The organism is Frateuria sp. sgz306004 (assembly GCF_057750885.1).
The window spans coordinates 244,324-258,605 of the sequence record NZ_JBYLFE010000007.1 but is presented as its reverse complement, the minus strand read 5'-3'; the positions used below and the strand labels follow the sequence as shown (position 1 = coordinate 258,605).

Genomic DNA, 14,282 nt, shown 5'->3' with positions numbered 1-14,282 from the left:
GGTTATTCCCGCTCCAGTTGGGCGAGGAACTTCTTCAGCAGCTTTTCCAGTTGCGCCATGTCACGCGCCGGCATGTCGCCCACCTGGCGATCGAGCAGCGCGCATACATCCGGCAGGAAGCTCTCGATCAGCGCCACACCCTGCTCAGTGAGGGTAAGGGCGATCTTGCGGCGATCCTCGTCGCTGGCCTTGCGCGCGATCAGCCCCTTGTCCGCCAGCTCGTTGGTGAGCCGGGTGATGTTGGCCGATTTCTCGCCGGCAGCGTCCGCCAGCTCCGTGGGATGCAGCGTGTAGCCCTCGGTGCCGTACAACATCATCAGGAGGTTGTACTCGGGATGATTGATGCCGTAGGGCTTGAGCATGGCGTTGGCGTCGTCGTGCACACGCTTGAAGATGTGCCGGATCAGGCGCACAAGCACGGCCGGCTCCCGCGGAAAGGCGGGATGCCGCTGACAGGTGACGGCCAAACGTTGTTCGGTGGGAAGGAAGCTGCTCATGGCGCGGGGCCTAGATAGTACATATATGTAATATATACATGTAAATTTTATGCCTGCGCCCGAGGCTGTGCAAGAGCGTCGGCCTTCGAATGTGAAAAAGGCGCCACGAGGGCGCCTTTTTCGAGGGCTCCGGGTCGGCCGGCGAGACCCGCCGGCAACTCAAGGGGCTCAGTTGCTCTTGATGGGATAGGTCTCAAAGCCGCCAGGCGTCGTTGCCGGTGCCTGAGGGTTGCCCTGGTTGGCCGGATTGGCCGGGCGTTTGGCCGGAGCCAGCTGCGCATTGCCACACTGGTAGGCCCCCCAGGGCTGCGAACCGCTGCTGGGCTCACCCAAGGGCTTGATGGTGTCGGCGTGCATCTTGGCCGCTTCATTGCGGGCCATGACCTCCAGCTCGTCGCGCACCTTGATGTCATTGCGATTGACCGGGCCAACGCGATCCATCACGGACACGGTGACCTTGCCCAGTTCACGGCAAGAGGACACGTCGCCGCTCCAGGCCGTACGGACGTTCTTCGCGGCATCGTCCAGGGTGATGCCCCAGGTGCAGGCGCCGAGCAGCGCGATGGGAACGAACAACAGCAGGGTCTTGCGCATGAGTAACTCCGCGATCGGAACAGTGAAAAGGCCGGGCAGTCTCCCGCCCGGCCTCCATCCTAACCCGGGGACGTGAACGGCCCCCACAAGAACAGAACTTACTTGACTGGCTTGCCGTCGCCATCAATGACCTGCACGTCGCCCAGCTTGAGGTCACGCACCGGCTTCTCGATCTTCTTGAGATCGCCCACGATCACCCAGGTAAGGGCGTTCGGCTGGATGATCTCCTTGATGGCGCCTTCCGCATCGGTCTGGGTCACCGCCTCGGTGCGGGCCTTGAGGGTCTGCACGTAGTTGTCCGGGCGGCCGTACTGCACGATGTCGTTCATGGCGCCCAGCACTTCGGCGCTGGTTTCGAAACTGCCCGGCAGGCCGCGCACGTTGGAGTCCTTGATCTTGTTGACCTCCTGCGTAGTGAGCGGATGCGTGCCGACCACCTCGGTGGCTTCCTTGAGCACTTCGTGCGCCGACTCGGCGGTCTTGTCGGTCTGCACCGGCGCATACATCAGGAACGGACGCTGGCCGATCGCATCGCGCATGAAGCTGAAGGCGCCATAGGCCCAACGCTTGTCCTCGCGCAGATTCATATTGAGACGCGAGGTGAAGCTGCCACCGAAGGCACCGTTGGCCACATCGATGGCCAACTCATTGGGTGCCTTACTGGAGGGCGCCAGCAAGCCGGCGAGAATCAGCGACTGCGGCGCGTCGGGCTTGTCGATCAGGAACACGCGCGGCTTGGTCTGCGCCGCCACCTGGGCAACGTTCTTCTTCGGCCGCGCACTGGCAGGCGCCTTCCAGTCGCCGAAGGCGGCATCGAGCTGCGGGATGATCTGCTGCAGCGTGGTATCGCCAGCCACCAGGATCTTCACGTTGTCCGGGCGCAACCAGTCGCGCTGGAACGTGGACAGGTCCGACGCCTGCATCGCCTTGATGGCCTCTTCGGTGCCCGAACCGGTAAACGGAATGCCGTAAGCATGGTTGGCGCCGTACAGCAGTGGCGGCAACGTGCGTAGCGCCAGCGCCGTAGGCTGGGTCTTTTCTTGCGCAATGCTGGCCAGCCACTGGCCGCGCACACGCTCGATGTCGTCGGACTTGAACGCCGGATTGCGCACGATATCCGCGAACAGCGCCAGCGACGGCTGCAACTGATCGTTGAGGGCGTTGAGCGAGGCCGAGCAGGTATCCAGGCCGCAACCCACGCGGGTGATGGCGCCAAGGCGCTGCTTGCGCTTGGCCACTTCCACCGAGTCGAGATCCTTGGTGCTCTCGTTCATCAGCGTGGTGGTGAAACTCGCCGTACCGAGCTTATGGCCTTGATCGGCGGCGTAGCCGGCGTCGAACATCAACTGCACATGCGTCACCGGAATGGTGTGGCGCTGCGCGAGTATCACTTCGATGCCGTTCTTGAGCTTGCCGCGCTCCAGAGCGGGGAAACTCAGGTCCGGGAAGGTGGTCACATCGGGCACGCCCTTGCTGCGATCCACCTGGCTCTTGGCAAGGGTGTAGTCATGCTTGGCGGGCAGCTTGGGCGCGGGACGACCTGGGGCGGGAGCGAGCGCCGCGACCTTGGCATCCTCCGCGTCCGGGTTGAAGTCCGGGCCGGCGGGCAGCACGGTGAGCAGGTAATCGCCCTTGCTCAGCCACTTGTCCGCGGCAGCCTTGATGCTGGCGGGCGTCGCCGCATCGGCGCGCTCCAGATCCTTCTTGTAGGCACCCGGGTCACCGCGATACACCTGGCCCTCGGCCAGGATCACCGCCTTGCCGCCGGAACCACCTACCTTTTCAAGGCCGCGCACGAAGCCCGCGCGATTGACGATCTTGGCGCGCTCCAACTCGTCGGCGGTGGGGCCCTCGGCCAGGAATTTCTTCAGTTCCTCGGCAATGACTGCCTCCACCCTAGCCTGATCTACGCCGTCCTTGATGTCGGCCTGAATCTGGAACTGACTGGCCAAGGCAAACGGCGCGATGCTGGCGGACACGTCATCGACCAGTTTGTCCTGGTAGACCAGACGCTGGTACAAGCGCGAGGTCTTGCCACCACCAAGCACAGTGGAAGCGAGATCCAGCAGCACCGAGTCGTCGGTGCCCAGCTGCGGCACCACCCACGTGCGGTAGATGCGCGGTTGCGCCACATGATCGTGCTGCACGCCGCGCGTGGATTTGGTCAGCGGCGTGATCCACGCCTGCTGTCGCGGCACCGGCGGGCCGGCCGGAATGTCGCCGAAATACTTCTCGGCCTTGGCCTTGGCCTCCGCCACCGTGATGTCGCCAGCCAGCACCAAGGTGGTGTTGGCGGCGCCGTAGTAGTCGTGGAACCACTGCTTCACGTCGGCCAGCGAGGCCGCGTTGAGATCTTCCATCGAACCGATGGTGTCGTGCTGGTAAGGGTGATTGCCCGGGTAGGTGTTGGACAGGATGTTCTGGTCCACGCGGCCATACGGGCGGTTTTCACCTTGGCGCTTTTCGTTCTGCACCACGCCGCGCTGCGTATCGAGCTCCTTCTGGCCGATGGCGCCCAGCAGGTGACCCATGCGATCCGATTCCATCCACAACGCCATGTCCAGTGCGGTGGTCGGCACCGTTTCAAAGTAGTTGGTGCGGTCAAACCAAGTGGTGCCGTTCATGTCGGTGGCACCGGCGAGCTCGAACGGCTGGAAATAGGTGCCCTTGTGGTTCTCCGACCCCGAGAACATCAGGTGCTCGAACAAGTGCGCAAAGCCCGTCTTGCCCTTGGGCTCATCAGCCGAGCCGACGTGATACCAGATGCTCACCGCCACCACCGGTGCCTTGTGGTCTTCGTGCACCACGACCGTGAGGCCGTTGGGCAGGGTAAAGCGGGTATAGGCAATGTCCGGCACGGCCGTGGCGGCGGACTCGACGGCCGCAGCAGGCGCAGCGACGGCCGGCAAACCGGCGGACACACTGAGCAGGCCGGCCACGAGCAGGGCGAGGGGCTTTCTTGCCATCGGGACACTCCTATTTGTTTCTGTGGGCGAACGATCCGAGGCTAACGATGCCTCTTGGGCATGGCAAATGACCAATGGCAGGGGTGCCAGTTCCCCGACAGCATCGCGTCCGCAGCATGGCGATCCAGTGGCGGAATGCTCATTTGACCGGCCGTCCGGGTGTCCGCATCGCTGTCCGGCCACGCCCGGCCGCTGTCCGCGGACAGCTAGGCGCAGACCGTCGCCAGAAAGCATGTTCAACAAATACAAGCAGTTACTTGCCATCAAAGGGTTGGCACGGGCCTTGCCATGGATAGGGTGCAGGACCTACCCAACTTTCATCGGAGACATGATCATGAAATTCGAAGCCTTTATGCTGCGCGGCCTGTTTGTTGCCTGCCTGCTGGTTTGTGGACTCGTGCTGGGTGCCATGGTGAATGCCTCGCCGGACGCCGTCCGTCTCGCCGCCGCTGGCAGCGCTGGCCAGCTGATCGCCGCACCGGTGGCCTGCGCACTGCCGCCCGATGGCGTGGTGTGCCCGCGCTCGAACGGTTGAGCAAGGACGCTCGCCATTCCACAGGCCAAGGGAGAGGCCTGATAATGGCGACATGCTGCACGTCATTCTTTACCGACCCGAGATTCCCCCCAACACCGGCAATGCGATCAGGTTGTGCGCCAACACGGGCGCCACGTTGCACCTGATCCGGCCCCTGGGGTTTGAGCTGGACGATGCCCGCCTGCGCCGCGCAGGCCTGGACTACCACGAATATGCGCAGCTGGCCGTACACGACGACCTCGCCAGCTGCCTGGAGGGCATCGGCCAGCCACGCGTGTTCGCGTTTTCCACGCGAGGCCGCGTCGCTCATGTGGATGCACGCTTTGCCGAGGGCGACGCCCTGTTGTTCGGCTGCGAAACCGCCGGCCTGCCCGGCGAGGTGCTCGACAGCATTCCCGACGCGCAGCGGTTGCGCCTGCCCATGCGGCCCAACAGCCGCAGCCTCAACCTGTCCAACACGGTGGCCGTGGCGGTGTACGAGGCGTGGCGCCAACTCGACTTCGCCGGCGCGGCGAGCTGAGTCGCCTGCGCGATAGGGCGAGGGTCGACCGGCGCTAGCCGCTACAATCGCCGGCATGACTGCCGCCTCACCCTTCTCCCTGTTGCCCCGCCCCTTGCGTGCCCTTGCCGGGCGCGCCTTGGAAACCGCGCTCAACCACACGCTCTCGCTCGACCCGGACACGGCCAAGCGCCTGGCCGCGCTCGACGGGCGCAGCGTGCAATTGCACCTGCGCGGGCCGGAGCTGGCCTTGTCGGTCACGGTGGAAGGCGAGCGCCTGAAGGTGGGGCCGGCCCAGGAAGACAACCACCTGCGCGTGGCAGCCACGCCGGGCAGCCTGCTCGCCATGCTGGTGAAGCGTGACGATGAGGGCGTAGCGCCGGGCAAGGTGGAGATCGCCGGCGACGCCGACCTCGCCCGTCGCCTGGAGAAACTTGCCAGCAAGTTCGCCCCGGATTTCGAGGAGGCCTTTGCCCGCACCTTCGGCGACGTGCTGGGCGTGCCGCTGGCCAAGGCGGTACGCAAGGGCCTGGCGCATGCCAAGGAAACCGCCAGCCACCTCACCACCGATACCGCCGACTGGCTGCGCGACGAAGCACGCGTGGCCGCCGCGCCGGGTGAAGTGGAAGGTTTCCTTGATGGCGTGGACGACGTGCGTGAGCGCAGCGAGCGACTCGAATCGCGGCTGGCCCGGCTGGAGCAGCGTTTGAAGAAGGGACCCACCGCGTGAGGACACCGCTGAAGGTTGTACCGCGCGTGATGCGCGTGGCCTCCGTGCTGCTGGCCTATCGCCTGGACGAACTGGTCGATGCCGCCCACCTGTTCCGCCCGCTCAAGCTGGTGCGTCCGTTCGTGGCGCGTCCGCGTGCGGACGTCAGCACGCTCTCGCGTGGCGCCCGCCTGCGCCTGGCGCTCACCGACCTTGGCCCGATCTTCGTCAAGGCCGGTCAGGTGCTGTCCACCCGCCGCGACCTGGTGCCCGGTGACATCGCCGACGAACTGGCGCAGCTGCAGGACCAGGTGCCACCGTTTCCCGGTGCGCAGGCCCGCGCCATCATCGAGCAGGAGCTGAAGGCACCGGTAAGCGAGCTGTTCGCCAGCTTCGACGAAACCCCGCTCGCCTCCGCCTCCATCGCCCAGGTACACGCCGCCACCATGCACGATGGCAGCGCGGTGGTGGTGAAGGTGTTGCGCCCGGGCATCGACAAGCGCATCGAGCGCGACATCAAGCTGCTGCATTCGCTGGGCGAACTGGCGCAGCGCTGGCATCCCAACGCCGACAAGATCCGTCCGCTCGATGTGGTGGCGGAAGTGGAGAAGATGCTGGAAAACGAGCTGGACCTGCAGCGCGAAGGCGCCAGCGCCAGCCTGCTGCGACGCAACTTCGAAAGTGGCGTGGATCTGTACGTACCCGCCGTGCACTGGAATCTCACCACCGCGCGCGTGCTCACCCTCGAACGCGTGTACGGCGTGAGCTGCGACGACATCGCCGCGCTGGATGCGGCCGGTGTGGATCGCAAGACGCTGGCGGTGAAGGGTGTGCGCCTGTTCTACGAACAGGTGTTCCGCGACAACTTCTTCCACGCCGACGCGCACCCCGGCAACATCTGGGTGGATACCGCGCGCCCGGGCGAGCCACGCTTCATCGCGCTGGATTTCGGCATCATGGGTTCGCTGCCGGAAGAAGACCAGTACTGGCTGGCGCAGAATTTCATCGCGCTGTTCGAACGCGACTACGCGCGCATCGCCCAACTGCACGTGGACGCCGGCTGGATGCCCTCCACCGTGCGCCTGGACGAACTCACCGCCGCCGTGCGCACGGTGTGCGAGCCCTACTTCACCCGCCCGCTGTCGCAGATTTCGCTGGCAGAGCTGGTGGTGAAGCTGTTCCAGACCGCGCGGCGCTACGAACTCACCTTGCAGCCGCAGCTGATTCTGCTGCAGAAGACCTTGCTCAACATCGAAGGCGTGGGTCGCATGCTCGACCCGCAGATCGACATCTGGGCGGTGGCGCACCCGGTGCTCAAGCGCATCCTGCGCGAGCGCTACAGCCCGCTGCGCACCCTGCGCGACGTGCGCAAGCGCCTGCCCGAGTGGTTCCATGCCGCGCCTCAGTTCCCCGAACTGGCGCGCGATGCACTGCGCCAGATCGCCAAGGGCGAGCACCAGCAACGGGTCGATCCGCAACAGCTGGCACAGCAGCGCGACGACGCGCAACGCGGACGACGCACGCTCGCCTGCGGCCTGCTGGGCGGAAGCCTGCTCGTCGGCAGTGCCGTACTGTGGACCCAAGCGCCGGCCCATGGCGCATGGCATGCCGCCGCCGCGGGCGTGGCCGGCCTGATCGCATTCGCCGCTGGCTGGCCGCGGCGTTGATGTGCCCCAACGTCATCCCCGCGAAAGCGGGGATGACGGCTCGTCTTAACCCGCGGCAGAACCGCGCCAGCTTGAATACCCCATGCTCGAGATCCTCTACCAAGACGACGCGCTCATCGCGGTCAATAAGCCCGCCGGCCTGGCCGTGCACCGCTCCAAGATGGTGGGCAACGCCGAGGAGTTCCTGATCGACCTGCTGCGCGAGCAGGTGGGCGGCACCACCTACCTGGCGCATCGCCTGGATCGCGCCACCAGTGGCGTGCTGCTGGTGGCCCGCTCCAGCGAGATCGCCGCGGCGCTGGGCGAGCAGTTCATGGGGCGCGACGTGCACAAGCAGTACCTGGCCGTAGTGCGTGGCTGGCCCGAACCGGAACAGGGCGTGGTGGATTACCCCCTGCCCGGCTCCAAGGACTCGGGCCCGCGCCGCGAGGCGCAGACCAGCTACCAGCGCCTGGCGACGGTGGAGGTACCCATCGCCCTGGGGCGCTACCCGCAGCAGCGCTACGCGTTGGTGCTGGCCGAGCCGCATACCGGGCGGTTCCGGCAGATCCGCAAGCACATGGCGCATATCCACCACCCCATCGTCGGCGACTGCCAGCACGGTCGCAGCGACCACAATCGCCTGTACAAGCAGTACTTCAGCTGCCACCGCATGCTGTTGCACGCCTGGCGACTGCGCTTTGCCCATCCGGTGTCGGGGGAGCCGATGTGCCTGGAGGCGCCACTGGATGCCGCCTACACCCAGCTGCTGGAACGCTTCGGCTGGTCGCTGCCGACGCCTTGATGCGGCAACGCGGCGTGGAGCGTGTCATGCGTGCCCGCTAAACTGAGTGCCATGCTCACGATCAGCCGATCCATCGCCCTGCCCGAGACCGAGCTGACCGAGCGCTTCCTGCGTGCGGACGGTCCTGGCGGGCAGCACGTCAATCGCACCGAAAGCGCGGTGGAACTGCGCTTTGACGTGGCGCGCTCGCCTTCCCTGCCCGAGCCGCTGCGCGCGCGCCTGCTGGCCCGACGCGATCGTCGCCTTACCGACGACGGCGTGCTGGTGATCCAGGCGCGCCGCTTCCGCGACCAGGGGCGCAACCGCGAGGACGCGCGCGAGCGCCTGGTCGAGATCATCCGCGGCGCGCTGGTTGTCCCCAAGGCGCGCATCGCCACCAAACCTACCCGCGGCTCGCAAGAACGTCGCCTCGCCGGCAAGCAGCAGCGGGGCAAGATCAAGCAGACGCGTTCGCGTGACTGGAGTCGTGAATGAGCACGCCGATGCTCCCCCCTGCCCCGCCCCAATCCCCCAAGCTCAACAGCCGCTTCTGGCCCTGGCTGGCGCGCTGCCTGCTGCGCCTGTCCGGCTGGAAGCTGCTCGGCGAGCTACCCGACGTGCCCAAGCTCATTCTCATCGGCGCGCCGCATTCCTCCTATTGGGACGGCTACTACGGCCTGCTGATGAAGATCGGCCTGGGCGTGGACATCAACATCATGATCAAGCGCGAGGTGCTAGATGGCCCGCTCGGCTTGATCCTGCGCCCGATCGGCATGATCCCGATCAACCGCAGTGCCGCGCTCAACGTGGTGGACCAGATGGTGCAGCGCTTCGATGAAAAGGGCCGCATGTGGCTGGGCATCACGCCCGAAGGCACGCGCAAGCGCGTCACCCACTGGAAGTCCGGCTTCCTGCGCATCGCGCATGAGGCGAACGTACCGATCCAAACCCTGTTCCTCGATTACCCGAGCAAGACCTTCACGCTCGGCCCGGTAGTGCACGCCACCGACGATCACGAGGCCGACATGGCCAAGATCCGCGCGCTGTTTTCGCCCTATCGCGGCAAGCACCGCAACGCCAACGACTAAAGGCCCGCCATGACCTCGCTCGGCATCCAGCACTTCGACGCTTTCCTGCTTGCCTGTATCGCGCTGAACCTCACGCCGGGCCTGGATACGTTCTACATCCTCACCCGCAGCGGTCGCGAAGGTCGCGCGGTGGGCGCCATGGCGGCGCTAGGCATCCAGGCCGGCTGCGTGGTGCATACGCTGGCCGCCGTGCTGGGCATCTCGGCCATCCTGATGACCTCCGCCCTCGCCTTCAACGTGCTCAAGTACCTGGGCGCGGCTTACTTGGTGTGGGTCGGCCTGCGCATGCTGCTCAGCCGCAGCGAAGGCCCGCGCGAACCCACCGCCACGCGCGGCACCGGGCACGTTGCGGCGTTTCGCCAAGGCATGCTCACCAATGTGCTGAACCCCAAGGTGGCGCTGTTCTTCCTCGCCTTCCTGCCGCAGTTCGTCTCGATGAGCGCGCCGCATCCGCAACTGGGCCTGATGGTGCTGGGCCTGAGCTTCATCGGCACCGGGTCGTGTTGGTCGCTGGTCCTGGCATTGCTGGGCGGCCACATCCACCACCTGTTGAATGCACGCCCGAGCGTGGGTCAATGGATGGATCGCGTGTGCGGCACGGTCTTGATGGGCTTTGGGGTGAAGCTGGCGCTGCATCGGCAGGCGTAATCGCCATCGCCTCTGCCGCTTGCCTCCACGGAGAGAAAGAGCCAGTTGCACGGGGCTATGGACGGCATGACTCTCCCCAACGAGAACGCAAGATTGGCGCTTACGCAGCGAGCGTTTCGATCGTCTGCCGATAAAGCGAAGCTGGTCCCTTGGGACAAGGAATACGCCGCACTATCGCTCCGAATGCCCTGACTCGTCGTAGTCACGATGCGTCAGCAAACCCGGCTTCACCAGGTCCACGAAGGCCCGCGCCTCCGCGCTGAGAAACTTGCCCTTGCGCATCACCACGCCATAGCTGCGTTGGGGGAAATACTGCTTCATGTTTCGGACGGCCAAACGCGTGCGATCCGCCTCCGTGATGCAGATACCAGTGACGATGGAAATGCCCAGCCCCATCGCCACGTACTCCTTGATCACATCCCAGCCGCCCACCTCGATCGCCACGCGATACGGCACCTGGCGCTGCTGAAACACCAGGTCCACCAGGCGATAGGTGGATAGCCGTTGCGGCGGCAGGATCAGGCCGTAGGGCGAGAGATCCTGCAAGGTCACGGTGGCCTTGGACGCCAACGGGTGATCCAGCGGCGTGATCAGGATAGGGTCGTAGTGGTACACCGGCGCCCAAGCGATGTCGTGCGGCACATCCAGCATGGAGCCCACCGCAAAATCCGCTTCGTCGGCGCGCAGTAGCGCCAGGCCGTCCTTGCCCGTCACGTTGGCCAACTGCAGTTGCACCTCGGGGAATCGCTCGCGGTAGCGGCGCACCAGGTCGGGCAACAGGTACTGGATGGTGGAGCTGCCGGCCGCAATGGTCAGGCGGCCGGTCTGCAGGCCCTTCACCTTGGCCTGGAAGTCGCGATCCAGATTCTCCCAGCCCTCCACCAGTGGGCGGGCCAGCTCATAGAGCGCCTCACCCGCGTCGGTGAGATTGATGCGGCGGCGACGGCGTTCCAGCAGCACCACGCCCAGCTCCCGCTCCAGCGCCTGCAGCTGGAGGCTCACCGTGGGCTGAGACAGAAAAAGCGCCTCGGCCGCGCGGGTCAGCGTGCCCAGCTTCACGGTGTACACGAAGGCCCGCATCTGCTTCTGGCGGTTGCCCTTGTAATAGAAGCGCTCGGTGTCGGGGCTATCTCCCCGACGCCTTTTTTGCGCTGCAACAGGCTTCTTTTTAGCCTTGTTCAGCCGTTTGGGTGGTCTGCTCATAGCTTTACACTCAGTCACTTACAAGAAGCATTGAGAATAACAATATCAAAAATTGAAACATTTGCTTTGTCAAAGCCACGCTCCGAGACCTAGTGTCATCCCATCGTCATCACGGAGATTCCCATGGCTGTCCCCAAGGAACGCGTCGCCCTGCCCCCGGCCCAGGTCCTCGGCACCACCGGCCCGGAGCACGACGCCATCCTCACCCCCGAGGCACTGGATTTCCTGGCCCGCCTGCACCGCCAGTTCGACGAACGTCGGCTGACCCTGCTGCAAGCCCGCCATGGCCGCCAGGCCCGCTATGACGCGGGCGAGCTGCCCGATTTCCGTGCCGACACCACCGAGATCCGCGAGGGCCAGTGGACGGTGGCACCGATCCCCGCCGCGCTGCGCGACCGCCGCGTGGAAATCACCGGGCCGGTGGAACGCAAGATGATCATCAACGCGCTCAATTCCGGCGCGAAGGTGTTCATGGCGGACTTCGAGGATTCGTCCTCGCCCACGTTCGCCAACCAGATGGACGGCCAAATCAATCTGCGCGACGCGGTGAATGGCACCATCGAGTACACCTCGCCCGAGGGCAAGCATTACCGCGTCAACGCCAATCCGGCGGTGCTGATCGTGCGTCCGCGCGGCTGGCACCTGCCCGAGCGCCACCTTGCCGTGGACGGCGAGCCAATGGCCGGCGCGCTGGTGGATTTCGGCCTGTTTGCGTTCCACAACGCCCACGCACTGCAGGCACGCGATCGCGGCCCCTACTTCTACCTGCCCAAGCTGCAGTCGATGGAAGAGGCCGCGCTGTGGGACGACGTGATGGCCACCACCGAGGCCGAACTGGATCTGCCGCCTTCGTGCATGAAGGCCACTGTGCTGATCGAGACGCTGCCGGCGGTGTTCCAGATGCACGAGATTCTGCATGCGCTGCGCACACGCGTGGTCGGCCTCAACTGCGGCCGCTGGGACTACATCTTCTCCTACCTGAAGACCTTCCGCGCGCACCGCGATCGCCTGCTGCCCGACCGTGGCCAGGTGGTGATGACGGTACCGTTCCTGAAGGCGTACTCGGAGCTGTTGATCCAGACCTGCCATCGCCGCGGCGCCTTCGCCATGGGCGGCATGGCGGCGCAGATTCCGATCAAGGGCGACGAAGCCGCCAACGATGCGGCGCTGGCCAAGGTGCGCGCCGACAAGCTGCGCGAAGTGCAGGCCGGCCATGACGGCACCTGGGTGGCGCATCCGGCGCTGGTGGCCGTGGCGCAGGAAGTGTTCGACAAGTACATGCCCTCGGCCAACCAGCTGAACGTGGTGCGCGCCGATGTGAATGTCACGCGCAACCAGCTGATCGCGCCGTGCAGCGGCACCATCACGCGTGCCGGCTTCGACAACAACGTGGACGTGGCGCTGCGCTACACCGCCTCGTGGCTGGACGGGCAGGGCTGTGTGCCCATCCATCACCTGATGGAAGACGCGGCCACCGCCGAGATCGCTCGCGCCCAGCTGTGGCAGTGGCTGCATCTGGGGCCACTGGAATTCACCGACCACGCACCGATCGACGTTGCGCTGTTCGACCACTCGCTGGCCAAGCACACCCATCGCCTGATCGAAAGCGGCGGCCCGTACGCGCATCGCGCCGAGCAAGCCGCGGCCTTGCTCAAGCAACTCACGCACGCCGAAGAGCTCGGCGATTTCCTCACCCTGGCGGCCTATCAGCAGCTCTGAGCCTTACCAGTTTTGCCCACACGCATCACGGATACGCAGGAGAAACGACCATGAAGACCACGCTGCCCACCGCCGATCAGATCGCCCTCGACTGGAAGAACAATCCCCGCTGGCAAGGCGTCCAGCGCAACTACGGCGCCGCGGACGTGGCGCGCCTGCGCGGCACCGTGCCGGTGGAGCACTCGCTGGCTCGCCACGGCGCCGAGCGCCTGTGGAAGTCGCTGCACAAGGAAGATTTCGTCAATGCACTGGGCGCGCTCACGGGCAACCAGGCCATGCAGCAAGTGAAGGCCGGCCTGCAGGCGATCTACCTGAGCGGTTGGCAGGTGGCGGCGGACGCGAACCTCGCTGGCGAGATGTATCCCGACCAGTCGCTGTATCCGGCCAACTCCGTGCCGTCGGTGGTCAAGCGCATCAACAACACGCTGCTGCGCGCCGATCAGCTGCATCACGCCGAAGGGCAGGACGACATCGACTGGATGGTGCCCATCGTGGCCGACGCGGAAGCCGGCTTCGGCGGCGTGCTCAATGCGTTCGAGTTGATGAAGGCCATGATCGAGGCGGGCGCCGCCGGCGTGCACTTCGAGGACCAGCTCGCCTCGGTGAAGAAGTGCGGCCACATGGGCGGCAAGGTACTGGTGCCCACGCGCGAAGCCGTGGACAAGCTCAACGCCGCGCGCCTGGCCGCCGACGTGCTCGGCGTGCCCACGCTGATCGTGGCGCGCACCGATGCGGATGCGGCGGACCTGCTCACCTCCGACATCGACGACAACGACAAGCCGTTCGTCACCGGCGAGCGCACGGTGGAAGGTTTCTTCCGCGTACGTCCCGGCCTGGATCAAGCGATCAGCCGTGGCCTCGCTTATGCGCCGTACGCCGACCTCGTGTGGTGCGAAACCAGCAAGCCCAACCTGGAGGAGGCGCGCAAGTTTGCCGAAGCCATTCACGCCAAGTATCCGGGCAAGCTGCTGGCCTACAACTGTTCGCCCAGCTTCAACTGGAAGAAGAACCTGGACGACGCCACCATTGCCAAGTTCCAGAAGGAACTGGGCGCGATGGGCTACAAGTTCCAGTTCATCACGCTGGCCGGCTTCCACAGCCTCAACTACGGCATGTTCGACCTGGCCTATGGCTATGCACGCCGCCAGATGAGCGCCTTCGTGGAGCTGCAGGAGCGCGAGTTCGCGGCGGCCGAACGCGGCTTTACCGCGGTGAAGCATCAGCGCGAAGTGGGCACCGGCTATTTCGACGCGGTGACGCAGGCGATCCAGCAAGGTCAGTCGTCCACCACGGCACTGAAGGGATCGACCGAAGAAGCCCAGTTCCAGGCCGCGCGTCAGGCCAGCGCTGCCTGATCGCACACGCTCGTGCAATCGACGACGGCGCGATTATTC

The 14,282-nt window shown here is 65.4% G+C and carries 14 protein-coding genes; 10 read left to right on the top strand and 4 right to left on the bottom strand.

Annotated elements, in window-relative coordinates; translation table 11 throughout:
- Positions 1-2 precede the first annotated feature (2 nt).
- The 3 genes from AC3G2C_RS16405 to AC3G2C_RS16395 all read right to left on the bottom strand — a co-directional run bounded on the left by AC3G2C_RS16405 (position 3) and on the right by AC3G2C_RS16395 (position 4,057).
- The gene (locus tag AC3G2C_RS16405; RefSeq protein ID WP_488385703.1) at positions 3-497 is read right to left on the bottom strand and encodes a MarR family transcriptional regulator; all 495 of its coding nucleotides are present in this window, start codon (positions 495-497) and stop codon (positions 3-5) included.
- A 168-nt stretch (positions 498-665) separates the two neighbouring features.
- Positions 666-1,091: a DUF4156 domain-containing protein gene (locus AC3G2C_RS16400; RefSeq protein ID WP_488385702.1), complete on the bottom strand. Its 426-nt coding sequence runs from the start codon at positions 1,089-1,091 to the stop codon at positions 666-668.
- Between the two features lie 98 nt (positions 1,092-1,189).
- On the bottom strand, positions 1,190-4,057 hold the full coding sequence (locus tag AC3G2C_RS16395; protein WP_488385701.1) for a M16 family metallopeptidase: 2,868 nt from the start codon (positions 4,055-4,057) through the stop codon (positions 1,190-1,192).
- 334 nt (positions 4,058-4,391) lie between these two features.
- Between AC3G2C_RS16395 and AC3G2C_RS16390 the strand changes: the two genes are divergently transcribed.
- The 8 genes from AC3G2C_RS16390 to AC3G2C_RS16355 all read left to right on the top strand — a co-directional run bounded on the left by AC3G2C_RS16390 (position 4,392) and on the right by AC3G2C_RS16355 (position 9,966).
- The gene (locus AC3G2C_RS16390; protein ID WP_488385700.1) at positions 4,392-4,592 is read left to right on the top strand and encodes a hypothetical protein; all 201 of its coding nucleotides are present in this window, start codon (positions 4,392-4,394) and stop codon (positions 4,590-4,592) included.
- 52 nt (positions 4,593-4,644) lie between these two features.
- Positions 4,645-5,112: a tRNA (uridine(34)/cytosine(34)/5-carboxymethylaminomethyluridine(34)-2'-O)-methyltransferase TrmL gene (gene trmL, locus AC3G2C_RS16385; RefSeq protein WP_488385699.1), complete on the top strand. Its 468-nt coding sequence runs from the start codon at positions 4,645-4,647 to the stop codon at positions 5,110-5,112.
- A gap of 55 nt (positions 5,113-5,167) precedes the next feature.
- Positions 5,168-5,821 carry a ubiquinone biosynthesis accessory factor UbiJ gene (locus AC3G2C_RS16380; RefSeq protein ID WP_488385698.1) on the top strand — a complete coding sequence of 218 codons (654 nt, stop codon included), beginning with the start codon at positions 5,168-5,170 and terminating at the stop codon, positions 5,819-5,821.
- An 8-nt stretch (positions 5,822-5,829) separates the two neighbouring features.
- Positions 5,830-7,467 (top strand): ubiquinone biosynthesis regulatory protein kinase UbiB, encoded by a 1,638-nt coding sequence (gene ubiB, locus AC3G2C_RS16375; protein ID WP_488385745.1) that lies wholly within the window; start codon positions 5,830-5,832, stop codon positions 7,465-7,467.
- Positions 7,468-7,549: 82 nt separating this feature from the next.
- Positions 7,550-8,251 carry a pseudouridine synthase gene (locus AC3G2C_RS16370; RefSeq protein WP_488385697.1) on the top strand — a complete coding sequence of 234 codons (702 nt, stop codon included), beginning with the start codon at positions 7,550-7,552 and terminating at the stop codon, positions 8,249-8,251.
- 51 nt (positions 8,252-8,302) lie between these two features.
- On the top strand, positions 8,303-8,725 hold the full coding sequence (gene arfB / locus AC3G2C_RS16365) for an alternative ribosome rescue aminoacyl-tRNA hydrolase ArfB (RefSeq protein WP_488385744.1): 423 nt from the start codon (positions 8,303-8,305) through the stop codon (positions 8,723-8,725).
- 8 nt (positions 8,726-8,733) lie between these two features.
- Positions 8,734-9,318, top strand: coding sequence for a 1-acyl-sn-glycerol-3-phosphate acyltransferase (locus tag AC3G2C_RS16360; protein ID WP_488385696.1), 585 nt, complete (start codon positions 8,734-8,736; stop codon positions 9,316-9,318).
- A 9-nt stretch (positions 9,319-9,327) separates the two neighbouring features.
- Positions 9,328-9,966: a LysE family translocator gene (locus AC3G2C_RS16355; RefSeq protein WP_488385695.1), complete on the top strand. Its 639-nt coding sequence runs from the start codon at positions 9,328-9,330 to the stop codon at positions 9,964-9,966.
- A 171-nt stretch (positions 9,967-10,137) separates the two neighbouring features.
- Here the strand turns inward: AC3G2C_RS16355 and AC3G2C_RS16350 are convergent, their stop codons facing one another.
- Positions 10,138-11,169 carry a LysR family transcriptional regulator gene (locus tag AC3G2C_RS16350; protein WP_488385694.1) on the bottom strand — a complete coding sequence of 344 codons (1,032 nt, stop codon included), beginning with the start codon at positions 11,167-11,169 and terminating at the stop codon, positions 10,138-10,140.
- A gap of 123 nt (positions 11,170-11,292) precedes the next feature.
- Here AC3G2C_RS16350 and aceB point away from each other — a divergent pair, with 123 nt between their 5' ends.
- On the top strand, positions 11,293-12,888 hold the full coding sequence (aceB, locus tag AC3G2C_RS16345; protein WP_488385693.1) for a malate synthase A: 1,596 nt from the start codon (positions 11,293-11,295) through the stop codon (positions 12,886-12,888).
- Between the two features lie 50 nt (positions 12,889-12,938).
- Positions 12,939-14,243: an isocitrate lyase gene (gene aceA / locus AC3G2C_RS16340; protein WP_488385692.1), complete on the top strand. Its 1,305-nt coding sequence runs from the start codon at positions 12,939-12,941 to the stop codon at positions 14,241-14,243.
- Positions 14,244-14,282 lie beyond the last annotated feature (39 nt).

Bases quoted from the DNA above. Each gene is read 5' to 3' on its own strand.
- AC3G2C_RS16395 (WP_488385701.1), bottom strand. From the start codon at position 4,057: ATGGCAAGAAAGCCCCTCGCCCTGCTCGTGGCCGGCCTGCTCAGTGTG.
- AC3G2C_RS16390 (WP_488385700.1), top strand. From the start codon at position 4,392: ATGAAATTCGAAGCCTTTATGCTGCGCGGCCTGTTTGTTGCCTGCCTG.
- AC3G2C_RS16370 (WP_488385697.1), top strand. From the start codon at position 7,550: ATGCTCGAGATCCTCTACCAAGACGACGCGCTCATCGCGGTCAATAAG.
- AC3G2C_RS16400 (WP_488385702.1), bottom strand. From the start codon at position 1,091: ATGCGCAAGACCCTGCTGTTGTTCGTTCCCATCGCGCTGCTCGGCGCC.
- AC3G2C_RS16360 (WP_488385696.1), top strand. From the start codon at position 8,734: ATGCTCCCCCCTGCCCCGCCCCAATCCCCCAAGCTCAACAGCCGCTTC.
- AC3G2C_RS16405 (WP_488385703.1), bottom strand. From the start codon at position 497: ATGAGCAGCTTCCTTCCCACCGAACAACGTTTGGCCGTCACCTGTCAG.
- AC3G2C_RS16355 (WP_488385695.1), top strand. From the start codon at position 9,328: ATGACCTCGCTCGGCATCCAGCACTTCGACGCTTTCCTGCTTGCCTGT.
- aceA (WP_488385692.1), top strand. From the start codon at position 12,939: ATGAAGACCACGCTGCCCACCGCCGATCAGATCGCCCTCGACTGGAAG.
- AC3G2C_RS16350 (WP_488385694.1), bottom strand. From the start codon at position 11,169: ATGAGCAGACCACCCAAACGGCTGAACAAGGCTAAAAAGAAGCCTGTT.
- trmL (WP_488385699.1), top strand. From the start codon at position 4,645: ATGCTGCACGTCATTCTTTACCGACCCGAGATTCCCCCCAACACCGGC.
- aceB (WP_488385693.1), top strand. From the start codon at position 11,293: ATGGCTGTCCCCAAGGAACGCGTCGCCCTGCCCCCGGCCCAGGTCCTC.
- arfB (WP_488385744.1), top strand. From the start codon at position 8,303: ATGCTCACGATCAGCCGATCCATCGCCCTGCCCGAGACCGAGCTGACC.
- AC3G2C_RS16380 (WP_488385698.1), top strand. From the start codon at position 5,168: ATGACTGCCGCCTCACCCTTCTCCCTGTTGCCCCGCCCCTTGCGTGCC.